Source organism: Devriesea agamarum (assembly GCF_900070355.1).
Taxonomy (GTDB): domain Bacteria; phylum Actinomycetota; class Actinomycetes; order Actinomycetales; family Dermabacteraceae; genus Devriesea; species Devriesea agamarum.
Map to the genome: position 1 here is coordinate 1007641 of NZ_LN849456.1, position 12087 is coordinate 1019727.

Annotated in this window: 10 protein-coding genes; 5 read left to right on the forward strand and 5 right to left on the reverse strand. The window is 61.0% G+C overall.

Annotated elements, in window-relative coordinates; all coding sequences use genetic code 11:
• Nucleotides 1-67 precede the first annotated feature (67 nt).
• Together BN1724_RS04505 and BN1724_RS04510 are read right to left on the reverse strand one after the other, a co-directional pair.
• Nucleotides 68-568 carry a phage holin family protein gene (locus BN1724_RS04505; protein ID WP_058234405.1) on the reverse strand — a complete coding sequence of 167 codons (501 nt, stop codon included), beginning with the start codon at nt 566-568 and terminating at the stop codon, nt 68-70.
• A 12-nt stretch (nt 569-580) separates the two neighbouring features.
• The gene (locus BN1724_RS04510; protein ID WP_084253097.1) at nt 581-1822 is read right to left on the reverse strand and encodes a LacI family DNA-binding transcriptional regulator; all 1242 of its coding nucleotides are present in this window, start codon (nt 1820-1822) and stop codon (nt 581-583) included.
• A gap of 114 nt (nt 1823-1936) precedes the next feature.
• On the opposite strand from BN1724_RS04510, the gene BN1724_RS04515 reads away from it, so the two are divergent.
• Genes BN1724_RS04515 through BN1724_RS04525 form a run of 3 tightly spaced genes read left to right on the forward strand, consistent with a single transcriptional unit; the run spans nt 1937 to nt 4877 of the window.
• Nucleotides 1937-3352, forward strand: a complete 1416-nt coding sequence (locus BN1724_RS04515) for a sensor histidine kinase (protein ID WP_058234407.1) — start codon at nt 1937-1939, stop codon at nt 3350-3352.
• Entirely contained in the window at nt 3349-3993 is a 645-nt protein-coding gene (locus BN1724_RS04520) for a LuxR C-terminal-related transcriptional regulator (RefSeq protein WP_058234408.1), read from the forward strand. The genes BN1724_RS04515 and BN1724_RS04520 overlap by 4 nt, the downstream gene beginning before the upstream one ends.
• Nucleotides 3993-4877, forward strand: coding sequence for a DUF4097 family beta strand repeat-containing protein (locus BN1724_RS04525; protein ID WP_058234409.1), 885 nt, complete (start codon nt 3993-3995; stop codon nt 4875-4877). Before BN1724_RS04520 ends, BN1724_RS04525 begins: the two co-directional genes overlap by 1 nt.
• Before the next feature lie 78 nt (nt 4878-4955).
• Here BN1724_RS04525 and acs read toward each other — a convergent pair whose 3' ends face one another.
• Entirely contained in the window at nt 4956-6950 is a 1995-nt protein-coding gene (gene acs, locus BN1724_RS04530; RefSeq protein ID WP_058234410.1) for an acetate--CoA ligase, read from the reverse strand.
• 336 nt (nt 6951-7286) lie between these two features.
• On the opposite strand from acs, the gene BN1724_RS04535 reads away from it, so the two are divergent.
• Complete coding sequence (locus BN1724_RS04535) at nt 7287-8381, forward strand: NADH:flavin oxidoreductase/NADH oxidase (protein WP_058234411.1); 1095 nt, start codon at nt 7287-7289, stop codon at nt 8379-8381.
• A 125-nt stretch (nt 8382-8506) separates the two neighbouring features.
• Here BN1724_RS04535 and BN1724_RS04540 read toward each other — a convergent pair whose 3' ends face one another.
• Both BN1724_RS04540 and BN1724_RS04545 read right to left on the reverse strand, forming a co-directional pair.
• Nucleotides 8507-9901: an L-serine ammonia-lyase gene (locus BN1724_RS04540; protein WP_058234412.1), complete on the reverse strand. Its 1395-nt coding sequence runs from the start codon at nt 9899-9901 to the stop codon at nt 8507-8509.
• Nucleotides 9891-11477 (reverse strand): DEAD/DEAH box helicase, encoded by a 1587-nt coding sequence (locus BN1724_RS04545; protein ID WP_231928151.1) that lies wholly within the window; start codon nt 11475-11477, stop codon nt 9891-9893. The genes BN1724_RS04540 and BN1724_RS04545 overlap by 11 nt, the downstream gene beginning before the upstream one ends.
• Nucleotides 11478-11655: 178 nt before the next feature.
• Here BN1724_RS04545 and panD point away from each other — a divergent pair, with 178 nt between their 5' ends.
• Nucleotides 11656-12063 (forward strand): aspartate 1-decarboxylase, encoded by a 408-nt coding sequence (gene panD / locus BN1724_RS04550; protein WP_058235758.1) that lies wholly within the window; start codon nt 11656-11658, stop codon nt 12061-12063.
• Nucleotides 12064-12087: the final 24 nt, after the last annotated feature.

Below are 12087 nucleotides of genomic sequence, written 5' to 3' on the forward strand. Positions count from 1 at the left end.
GGGATACTCTAAGGCAGGGGAATACGCAGCCTGTTCAGATGCCACCGTATTCGCACAACCGACTCAACTATTTCGAGTTCGGAACCTGCTTACCGTAAAGATCCTCAAACACGTCGTCATAGGAGACGGAATTGGAGCTCCCGGTCCCCTTGAGCGCGTTCACGGCACTCTTGCCAGTGCGAATCGTGGTTTCCGGAGCCCGCACTGCCTTCACCCGGTTTAACCCGATGAGCGCTGCGATCAGCGACAACACAATGAACACACCAGCGATGATGAGGAACGCTGCCCAATGCGGCAACCCGAGTGCTACAAGGCCCCAGGCCGCAGCGAAGAGCAACATCACATAGGCGCTCAGGAGGAGGAACAAAGCAATCAGGAATCCTACGATTCCAATACCGGCTTTAATCGCCTGTGCTTTGAGTTCCTTCTTCGCAATGGCAATCTCTTGGTGAACAACGCCGACGAGCTCGTCGCGAATGGATCCAACCAGCTCACCAATGCTGCGCTGGGTTGAGGTCGGAGCCTTATGCCCGGGAGCAGACGTACTCCCCTGCGAAGTATCGATCATGATGAGAGCCTATCAGTCAATGTGAACCCGCTGACGGCGCGGAGCGGCTGGCCGCGGACCTGCCGAGGTTGAACGGCGGATCACCAGTTCCGGGGCAACCGCGACATCGCGCGGAGGTTCCGCAAATCCTCCGATCCGTTCCACAAGGAACTGCGCTGCTAGCGCACCAAGCCGATCCGAGTTCGGGTCAATGCTGGTGATATCCGTTGCTCCTGAGGCGGCCAGCGAGGTGTTGCCGTAGCCAGCTAGCGCCAGTTCACTGGGTACGTCGTATCCAGCATCCCTGGCCGCAGACAAAACACCCACCGCGGCCGGGTCATTGACGCAGGTGACCGCAGTCGGAACGGATGATCCACGAAGCAGCATGGAGCCTGCGGTCTGGCCCACCTGCTCGGTGAAGTCCGCGGGTTCGACCCGGGCATGATCGGTCAGTCCGTGCACTTCCATGGCTTTGCGGAATGCTTCAGCCCGTTCCTTAGCCACCTCGGAACCGACCCCACCCACATGGGCGATATCGCGATGCCCCAGGCTCACCAGGTGGGACACGATCAGGCCCTGGCCGGTTTCATCGTCAATGCGAACCGTGTCATAAGAACCGGTCCGCTCTTTCGACCCGCCAATGCTCACAATCGGGGTCGAACCAACGCAGTCCAAGATGGTGTCGATATCCGACAGCTCCGAGACCATCACAAAGCCGTCCACACCCAGTTTGCGGACTGCTTCAATAGCTTCGGTGTCCGCGGCAATGGGAAACTCGGGAAGCCGCCGACGGGTGGGAACCACCACCACCGAGCGGCCAGTTGCCGACAGTTCAATGCGAATAGCGCGCACCAGATCAGAAATCCAGGTATTGCGCATCGTGTTCACGAGGACGGCCACCACACCGTTGCGGTCCTCTTCCGCAGATACTTCCTCGAGCGGAAAGTTCAGTCGCTCAGCCTCATCGTGAACGCGACTAACCAGCTTATGGGTGATATCAGATTCCCCGCGCAGAGCACGCAGAGCCACCGCGGTGGAAATTCCTAAGCTAGCCGCCACGTCCTTCAACGTCGCTCGGCGCTGTCCGCTGGCAGTCTGTTCCGCAATTGTGCGCGCGACGGTATCGCCTTGTTCAATGATTTGGTTTGTGTGCTGAACAGAAGAGTGCTTCGTCGCGCTCTCGCTCCCCTGATCGGCATGAGCGGCAGCGTCGCCACTCAGATGCTCACGGCCCGGTTCAACACCCTCGGCGGAGGGATTCGTGTTCTCAGTCATGCGCTCCATTGTTCCTTACCCATGCGACGTGCGGGCGCACCCCGGGGAAACCCCCACGAAAAGACGGAGGCGGACCACGCGTCGAGACGGCTATGCGACCTCTAGGCTGGTGTCATGTCGCTGCCCAAGGCTCCTCGATTTGCGCCGCTTCCAGCCTGCGCAAATGTGGTGGCTTCGGGGCTGCTGTCCCTGGTCCTTCTGTGGTTATCACCCACGCTACTGATCGTCGGAATTAGCACCGTTCCAGCCCTGGGATCGGGAATATTCTTGATTCTGCTGTGGGTCCTCATGATGCGGGCAATCATTCCAGCGGAACGAATGCGGGCGGTTGCCGTCCACCGTTTAACGCTGCACGTTCCGCCGATGCAGCGATCCACCCTGACCGGGTTGCCTGGACTCGCCCATACCCTCGCACTGGATGTGATGTCGTGGTGGTTTTGGCGTGGGGTCCTCCACCACCACCTCAAGCTTATTCTCGGAGCCTTAGGTTCGGGCCTCAGCCTTTTTTGCCTGCTCGTGGCGTGGGAATTTGGTGATGCCGCCTGGCATCAGACGCATGTCAGCATATTTGGATACGGCATGGCCACCACGTCCCTTGCGCTCACCGCTATCGCGGCGATGCTGCTGTCAGTGATCTTTTTATGTATTGCTGCATTCGGTGATCGACAGCTTGACCGGGCGATGCTCCCCGGCACCGAAGCGGAGTGGTTGCGACACGAGGTTGCTGACCTGACCCGGCAGCGGCAAGGTGCGGTCGATGCCGCTGAAGAAGAACGTCTGCGCATCGAACGAGACCTTCACGACGGCGTGCAGCCGCGGCTTGTGGCCCTGGCCATGACGCTGGGAATGGCCACGGCCAAAATTGACACCGATCCAGCCGCAGCTAAGGCCCTGTTACAGGAGGGGCACCGGGAAGCGAAAGCAACCATCACGGACCTGCGGGAACTAGTTCGAGGAATACACCCGGCGGTGCTCACCGATCGCGGCCTCGACGCCGCACTGTCGGCGGTTGCGGCCCGCTCTCCCGTGCCGTGTGAGTTGGTCGTTGATCTTCCCACTCGTGTGGGGCGTGAACAAGAAGCGGTCGCGTATTTCGTGGTGTCTGAAGCGCTGACCAATATTGCTAAGCATTCCTCGGCCCAGCGAGCGCAGGTCTATGTCCGGTGGCTGCCTGACCCCGGACACAATCACGCGGACAATCAGCGAAACATGTCCGAAGCTAGGCGCAGGGCTGAAAACCCACAGGATTGTTTTCCCGGGCCGAGATACGGCACGGTCGAGGTCGTGGTGTGCGATGACGGACAAGGCGGAGCCCAGATGTATCCAGACGGTCCATCGACGGGGTTGCGCGGTCTGACCAGCCGAGTCGCCGCAGCTGGCGGAACCTTGCGCATTGATAGTCCTCCGGGTGGCCCCACCCGCCTGATCGCATTTGTGCCCGCCTCTATTTCTACAAGCCCTCGCGCCGAGTCGGCATCTCCCGCCCACACCGACGACGGCACCCACCACTCCCAGGAGCGTCCCGCATGAGAATCGTCATTGCCGAAGACTCGGTCCTGCTCCGCGCCGGCCTGGAACGTCTGCTCAGCGATGCCGGGCACGAAGTCGTTGCAGCCGTATCCGATGCCACCGGGCTCTTAGACGCGGTGTCGCGGCTGACGCCAGATCTTGCCATTGTGGATGTGCGCATGCCACCGACTTTCACCGATGAAGGAATTCGTGCCGCCCTGCTGATCCGTGCCCAGAATCCGGGCGTCGCCTTGCTGGTGCTGTCGCAGTATGTCGAAGAGCGATACGCCTCTGAACTCATCGCCGATTCTCCCGGCGCACTCGGGTACGTCTTAAAAGACCGGGTAGCCGACGTGGCCGATTTCCTCCAAATTCTCAACACCGTAGGAGCTGGGGGTACGTCGTTGGACCCCGAGGTCATCCACCAGATTTTGGTGCGTTCACGCCGGCGTTCCGGCCTCAATCAATTAACTCCGCGTGAACGCGAAGTCCTCCAGCTCATGGCTGAGGGTCGATCTAATGCCGCGATTGCCGGGGCACTGTTCATCTCCGAAGGGTCAGTTGAGAAACACATTTCATCACTGTTTGGAAAACTAGGCCTGATTCATGTGGAGGGCGAAAACCGTCGCGTCATGGCGGTTTTACGCTATCTGGAGTCCTGATGCCACGCACCCGGCCCCCTCATACCCCACTGAGAACGCAGCAGATTCCGGCACGAACCATATCGATTCCCACTCCGCAGGCAAAGGCAGTTCGCATCTCTCTGATCACAATTGCCGCCATGTGCCTAGCGACATTGGTGGGCCTGCTCAGCAGTGGATCGATACTCCAATCTGAGAACATGCGCGCCTTTCCGCAGGTCCCAGCGGTCACCAATCTTCCGGCGGGCACCGAGCAGCTGACTGTGCACTCCAATCACCGCGAAATAGCAGTACGCCCCTCCCCCGCGGTCAACCACCCGGTATTGGTTTTCATCCCGCACAATCGCTCGGCCGATGACATCCAGACTCCTCAAGACGGTGCACCGAACGCACGCGCCCACATCGAGGTCACCCAAAAGGGCCAGAAAGCAACCGTGACCGCCACCGTCCCTTACCAGCGAAGCGTTAACCTCATTGGGCTCAGCCGACAAACAGTCACCCGGGGAATCGTTCTGCTTATACCCACCCACCATCCCTCAAACATTCATCTGATCAGTGAAAATGGCGATATCAACGTGTCTGGATCATTCGAGAATCTTCAGGTAAGTTCGCAGAGCGGCGACATCGTTATCCGTCACGCAGACGCGGTGGGCGCTGTGAGCGCTGTATCGCTACTTGGCAATGTCACGGTGCAGCTCACAGATGCGTCGGGCCACGTGCCCGCCCAGGTCACCCTCGGCTCTCAAACGGGGGATCTCGCGGCGAAGCTGCCAGCCGGGCATGAGTACCGCGTCAAAACCACCACGTTCGGCGGGACGACCACCAATAGTGTGCCGTCCTCGCCGTCCGGGATCCCGGTCACCCTCAACACCAAAACAGGTGAGGTTTCGGTGTCCCTCGAGTGAGATCGGCGCACCGCACGGTGACATGCCAAGGCACCGTACGGCGCGCTCGCCCTTCCTGGTCTTTTAATTTCTTTACTTTTATTTCTTTGCTTTCAGGCCTTGCTGAATCAGGTCCATCACCGCGCTATCGGCGAGAGTCTGGGTATCACCAACCTGACGGTCTTCGGCCACATCGCGCAGCAGACGGCGCATGATCTTGCCGGACCTCGTCTTCGGCAATTCGCCCACCAGCAGCACTTTTTTCGGCTTCGCGATGGGACCGATATCGGCGCCGACGTGCTGACGCAAGGTCTCGGCCACCGCGTCGCTTCCACCCTCGTCCTCTAGGCGGTCAGTAGCATCTCCGCGCAAAATCACGAATGCGATCACCGCCTGACCTGTCGTGTCATCACTGGCGCCGACTACCGCAGCCTCAGCGACCCACGGGTGCGCCACTAGGGAAGATTCGATCTCCGTGGTCGAGAGGCGGTGGCCCGACACGTTCATCACGTCATCGACCCGGCCAAGCAGCCAGATATCGCCGTCCTCATCTTTCTTCGCCCCATCACCTGCAAAGTAGTATCCGGGAAAGCGCGACCAATACGTGTCCACAAACCGTTGCGGGTTACCCCAGATTCCGCGGAGCATTGACGGCCACGGCTCGGTGAGCACTAAATATCCCGCCTCGCCGTTTGCAACCGGCTCCCCGGCGTCGTCTACGACCTCCGCGCAGATTCCCGGGAGCGGAACCTGGGCCGAGCCCGGCTTGGTCGAGGTCACCCCCGGCAGAGGCGAGATCATGATGGAACCGGTTTCGGTCTGCCACCAGGTATCGACAATCGGGCACCGCTGGCCTCCGATCACCCGGTAAAACCACATCCAGGCCTCCGGGTTGATGGCTTCTCCGACGCTCCCCAGCAGCCTTAGGCTCGACAGATCGTACTGCGCAGGTATTTCTTCACCCCATTTCATGCAGGTGCGCACCGCTGTGGGCGAGGTGTATAGAACGCTCACCTTGTACTTCTCGACAACTTCCCACCAACGACCCTGGTGCGGAGTGTCCGGCGTGCCCTCATAAATCACCTGGGTTGCGCGGTTAGCTAACGGTCCGTACACCACATAGGTATGCCCGGTAATCCACCCGATGTCAGCCGTGCACCAGTAGATATCCTGCGACGGTTTTAGGTCGAACACATTGCGATGCGTGTAGGCCGCGCCGGTCAAATACCCGCCGGTGCTGTGCACGATTCCCTTCGGCTGCCCGGTCGTTCCCGACGTGTAGAGAATGAACAGCGGATGCTCGGCCTCAACCCAGACCGGCTCACACTCGGTGCTCACTGTCTCCCGGGCCTCATGCCACCAGACATCGCGTTCAGGATCCCAGTACACCTCGGTGTCTGTCCTGCGCACCACCAGCACCTTGCGCACCGACTTCCCACCTTCGTCCAGAGCCGTATCAACCGCGCTCTTCAACGGGAGGCTGCGCCCGCGCCGGAACTGACCATCCGCGGTGATCACTACCTTTGCCTGCGCATCGTCAATCCGCGAGCGCAACGCTGCAGCCGAAAACCCTCCGAATACCACCGAGTGCGGCGCGCCAAGACGAGCACAGGCCAGCATTGCGACGGTTGCTTCCGGAATCATCGGCATGTAGATCGCAACTCGGTCCCCGGTCTCTACTCCGAGATCGCGCAGAACATTGGCCATCCGACCAACCTCGTCCATGAGGTCCCGGTAGGTCAGCGTACGGGTATCCCCGCCTTCCCCCTCAAACAATAAAGCTGCCTGATCCCCGTATCCGGCTTCCACATGACGATCAACGCAGTTGTAGCAAGCGTTTAATGTTCCGTCGGCAAACCAGCGTGCATGCGGAGGATTCGACCAGTCCAGCACCTCCATCGGGGTTTTCTCCCAGCTCAACAGTGATGCCCGGTCTCGCCAGAACGCCAGCCGGTCGCGGGCGGCCTCGTCGTAGAGGTATGGCCTCGCATTCGCATTCTGCACAAACAGAGAGTTCGGGGCAAAGATCCTGCGTTCAGAGGAGAGCTGATCAGCTCCCGATGCGGCTGCGGACGCGCTGGTGGTGTCGGCCATGACAGTTCCTCTCAAGTCCTCAAAGATAGGCCTGGGCAGTCGGCGTGACCGGGCCGGGCGCCGCAAAGCGCACCCACCCCACACCTCACGTGCCCTGGGTCACAGAAGAGACTACAGGAGCTCCCTTTCAATTGCGTGATGGTCTCCACAATGCGTCGCGGTCCTCGCGATAAGCCACAGTCCTCACGACAGGTCAGGGTCCTCTTGACAGGTCAGAGTCCTCACGACAGATCAAGTTCTTACGACAGGTCAGGGTCCTTACGATGCACCACAGTCCGCACAATGGGTTGGGGTGTGCCCGAGACCAAACCCAGCCGCCCATGATTCACTGCTGATATGGCTCACAGTGAATTGTTCACCCCGTTAACCCTGCGCGGCCTGACCCTGCGCAACCGCATTGCACTCTCCCCTATGTGTCAGTATTCCGTCGACACCGAGGACGGCATACCCACACCCTGGCATCTTGTTCACCTAGGCGCGAGAGCCCAGGGCGGCTTCGGGCTTCTCATTGCCGAAGCCGCCGCCGTTGCCCCAGCCGGGCGTATCAGCCCTCGCGACGTCGGATTATGGAGCGATGCGCAAGCGCACGCCTGGGCCCAAATCGTAGACTTTTGCCACACGCAATCGGTTCCGGTCGGAATCCAGCTGGCACATGCTGGACGCAAAGCATCAACCTGGCCCTGGCTTCCCGCCTACGACAACGCGGACCACCCATCCGTACCCGAGTCAGAAGGCGGATGGCAACCGATCGGTCCCAGCGCCATTCCCGCCGAGGGACACCACACCCCTCGCACAATGAGCCTCGGAGAGATTTCCGGAACAGTCGCCGACTTCGCGGAGGCCGCCCGCCGCGCCGTCAACGCCGGATTCGACGTCATCGAACTGCACTGTGCCCACGGATACCTGGTCCACGAGTTTCTCTCGCCGTTATCCAACCAGCGCACCGACGAATACGGCGGCAGTCTCGATAAACGGATGCGACTTGCTTTAGAGATTGTCGAGGCCGTGCGCTCCGTTCTGCCCGATGCCATGCCGCTCCTGGCCCGGATTAGCGCAAGCGACTGGAATGCCGACGGCTGGAACATCGAAGATTCCATCATCCTGACCCGGGAGATGACCGACCGGGGCGTGGATCTCATTGACGTGTCCAGCGGAGGTAACGTTCCCGCCCCGATCCCTGCACGCCCCGGATACCAAGTTCCGTTCGCCCGCGACATTCGCCGCGCCACCGGGGCAGCAGTCGGTACGGTCGGGCTAATCACCGAACCTCACCAGGCAGAGCAAATCCTGATCGACGGGTCCGCTGACCTGATCTTCATTGGACGGGCCGCTCTGCGCGAACCGTCCTGGCCGCAAAAAGCAGCGTTTGCCCTGCGCGAACGCAATGCCAACCCTTATCCGCCGCAGTATGCGCGCGGGGCCTGGCGTTAAGCCATAACCCCGGCGCGCCCGAGCATGGGCGGGTGGTTTGTCGTCACTATGCGATGCCTTGTGATCGTGGAGTCGTGAGCTGTAGACGCTATGAGAAATAGCAGCGGTTTAACACCCCGCCGCGTTTAGCACTCCACGACATTCACGGGGAGCACGGTGACCGCGAGCCCGCCCATGGCGGTTTCCTTGTAGCGCTCGTTCATATCCTTACCGGTTTGACGCATCGTCTCAATCACGGTGTCGAGCGACACATGGTGTTCCCCGGTGCCGCGCAAAGCAAACCGGGCCGCCGTAATCGCTTTGACCGCCGCCATCGCATTGCGTTCAATGCACGGAATCTGCACCAGACCACCCACCGGATCACAGGTAAGTCCCAGATTGTGTTCCATCGCAATTTCAGCGGCGTTCTCCACCTGCGCCGGCTTGCCGCCCATCACTTCACACAATCCCGCCGCAGCCATCGAACACGCCGAACCGACTTCACCCTGACAACCGACCTCCGCACCCGAAATAGACGCACGTTCTTTGTACAGGGAGCCAATCGCACCGGCCGTGAGCAAGAAACGCACCGCCGCCTCGTCGGGATCAATCCCGTCGACATAGGTGGTCGCAAAATGCATCACCGCGGGAATCACACCCGCTGCACCGTTGGTGGGAGCGGTCACCACCCGGCCACCCGCCGCATTTTCTTCATTGACAGCCAGCGCAGCCAGTGACACCCACTCAAAAGCATTCATGGGCAAGCGCGCCGGATCCTCGATGCTGAGCGAGTCGTACCATGCGCTGGCGCGTCGTTCCACCCCGAGACCCCCGGGCAATATTCCACGGCTGCTGGTGCCCTGGTCGATGCACGCTTTCATGGTGTGCCAGATGCGCAGGGCACCCGCTCTGATCTCTTCATCGCTGCGCCACTGCCGTTCCCGGCGAAGCATGGCTTCCGAAATTGAAATACCCTCTTCGGCACACACCCGCAGCAGCTCACCCGCGGTGGTGAACACTGCCAGACCGTTATCTTCGGCGACCACCTGGGCCACGCTGAGCGCCGAATCCGCCTCATCCACGACGAACCCGCCGCCAATGGAGTACATGGTTCGCACCTGAAGCTCCTGGCCCTTGGAGTCCAGCGCGATAAAGCGCATTCCGTTCGGATGTGCAGGCAACACGGTCAGGGGGTGCAGCACCAGGTTGGATGGCCGGGTAGTAATCGGCACTTTCCCAGCGAGCATCGCCCCACCATCGGCTTCAATGGTGGCGATGCGATCTCTGCCAGCTGCGGGATCAATCGTCTCCGGGTCGGCACCCTCGAGCCCGAGGACCACTGCATCTAGGGTGCCGTGCCCTTTGCCCGTGGCTGCGAGCGAGCCGTACAGATGCACCACAACGTCGCTAACCTGCGGTCCTAGGCGCGGGTCGGCGAGAATATCCGTAGCAAATGTGGAGGCCGCACGCATGGGGCCCACCGTGTGCGACGACGACGGACCAATACCGATCTTAAATAGGTCAAATAGGCTAACGCTCATCCTTTACCCCGTCCCAGGTTGCGGCGGGAGCCTCGCGACGATCCGCCAGATCCGCGCCGGGAGGTCCCGGCATGTCCTTGACGCTGCACGCCCCCCCTTTGTGCTGCGCCGCGTTCCCTTGATTCCGAGTGCGTCCTGATGCGCCGCGTGCGCTGGTACGTGCACCGCCACGAGTAGCGCTTTGACCACCGCCACGGCCCGATCGAGACGTTTTAGGCTGGTCGGCGGCCTGCTCGTCCCAGGCGGCGCGCAGCTGTTCATTCATTCGCCGCTCGTCAGCAATGCGCGCATTCGCCCCCTTCTTGCGCGACAGATCCAGTTTGCGCGGCGCACCTTTGTACTTCGTGAGCGCCGGATCGTCTACCGGCTGACCTGACGGGGTCCGAGCGCCGACCTCACTCAAGGACTCATGCTGCTCGGTCACCTCATCCACCCATTCGGGTTCGACCTTCGCCCCAGCGAGAACTTTGCGCATGGGCTCGACCTGATGCGGAAGCACCAAGGTGGCAACCATTCCCTGCGCACCCGCCCTGGCAGTGCGACCAGACCTGTGGACGTATTCCTTAATGTCGGTAGCTGGATCGACATGAAGCACTAAAGACACGTCGTCAATATGCAGCCCGCGGGCCGCCACATCGGTAGCGACCAGCACGTCGTATCCCCCGTCATGCCCACCCTGCCGGAATCCCGCCAGCACATTGGTGCGTAGCCCCTGCTGTTTGCTGCCGTGCAGAGCAGCGGCCGCGATCCCCACTTCACACAATTCCTGAGCAACCCGCTCTGCTCCCAACTGAGTCCGGGTGAACAGAAGCGTCCGCCCCGAACGGGCCGCAATCTGAGCCGTGACCTGTCGTTTCCGCTTCGGGTCGATGGCAAACGCATAGTGCCGCATGGTTTGTACCGCCGCGGCAACCGGCACCATTTCGTGTGTGATGGGGTCCACTAAAAAACGATCCACGAGTTCATCCGCGGCGTCATCCAATGTCGCGGAGAACAGCATTTTCTGGGTGCCCATCGGGATGTGCTGCAAGATCTCCACCAGCACCGGGAAAAATCCGAGCTCGGTCATGTGATCTGCTTCGTCAATGACGGTCGTCTCGACCCGGTCCAACATGAGCGCATTGCGCTCAGCCAGGTCAACCAGCCGCCCGGGCGTAGCCACAATGATTTCACATCCGGCGCGCAAAGCCTCAGCCTGCTTATCGAGGTTCATCCCACCGGCCACCAGCTGGGCCTTAATTCCGCAGGCCCGGGCGAACGGGTGAATGGTGTCCACCACCTGTGAGGCGAGTTCACGGGTCGGCACCAACACCACGCCGAGCGGGCGGTGGCGGTGCGAGCTGCGGCCTCGGAACCTCGCGCACATGGCGAGGGTGAAGGCAAGAGTTTTACCCGAACCAGTTTCGGCACGCGCAAGGACGTCGCGTCCAGCCAGAGCGTCTGGAAGGATCGCCTCTTGAATCTCGAACGCGTGGGTTAACCCCTGCCGGGCGAGGACATCCAGAGCCTCCTGCGGCAGCGCCATGTCCTCAAATTTCGCGCTGTGGTGTCTCGCACGGCGACGGGCCTTGGGCATGGAATTCTCCTCGAAACGGGGACAGTCAGTGGCCCCGCGAGCGGTCAGGCATCCCGGGGTGTCCTTCTATCTTCTCGCATACCTGTCCGGCCCGGCGCCAACGCGGACGCTCAACGCCGCGGGAATCACGTCGGCTGCCGTGGATCACCGCCTAACCCGCGTGGAACAATGTGCCGTGATGATGCGTACTCTCATGACTTCAAAGATCCACCGCGCCACCGTGACCCAGGCCGACCTGCACTACGTCGGGTCCGTCACGGTGGATTCAGACCTGCTGGCTGCCGCGGGGATTCTGGAAAACGAACAGGTCACAATTGTCGATGTCACCAACGGAAGCCGGCTGGTGACCTATGCGATTAACGGCCCAGCCGGCTCCGGTCAGATCTGCATTAACGGCCCGGCAGCCCACCTGGTGGGTGTGGGCGATGTGGTGATTCTGATCGCGTACGGTCTCTTCACCGATGAGGAAGCACATCGGCACCGTCCTACCGTGGTCCATGTGGACGCGGACAATCGCATCACTGGGATTGGGCATGATCCCGCTGAAGCCCCTCCGGGCGATCCCACGCTGCATTCCAGTCGCTGATATTGCGACTGGAATGCAGCGTGA

Coding starts and splice junctions, on each gene's coding strand:
- BN1724_RS04505 (WP_058234405.1), bottom strand. CDS start 568: ATGATCGATACTTCGCAGGGGAGTACGTCTGCTCCCGGGCATAAGGCT.
- BN1724_RS04510 (WP_084253097.1), bottom strand. CDS start 1,822: ATGACTGAGAACACGAATCCCTCCGCCGAGGGTGTTGAACCGGGCCGT.
- BN1724_RS04515 (WP_058234407.1), top strand. CDS start 1,937: ATGTCGCTGCCCAAGGCTCCTCGATTTGCGCCGCTTCCAGCCTGCGCA.
- BN1724_RS04520 (WP_058234408.1), top strand. CDS start 3,349: ATGAGAATCGTCATTGCCGAAGACTCGGTCCTGCTCCGCGCCGGCCTG.
- BN1724_RS04525 (WP_058234409.1), top strand. CDS start 3,993: ATGCCACGCACCCGGCCCCCTCATACCCCACTGAGAACGCAGCAGATT.
- acs (WP_058234410.1), bottom strand. CDS start 6,950: ATGGCCGACACCACCAGCGCGTCCGCAGCCGCATCGGGAGCTGATCAG.
- BN1724_RS04535 (WP_058234411.1), top strand. CDS start 7,287: ATGGCTCACAGTGAATTGTTCACCCCGTTAACCCTGCGCGGCCTGACC.
- BN1724_RS04540 (WP_058234412.1), bottom strand. CDS start 9,901: ATGAGCGTTAGCCTATTTGACCTATTTAAGATCGGTATTGGTCCGTCG.
- BN1724_RS04545 (WP_231928151.1), bottom strand. CDS start 11,477: ATGCCCAAGGCCCGTCGCCGTGCGAGACACCACAGCGCGAAATTTGAG.
- panD (WP_058235758.1), top strand. CDS start 11,656: ATGATGCGTACTCTCATGACTTCAAAGATCCACCGCGCCACCGTGACC.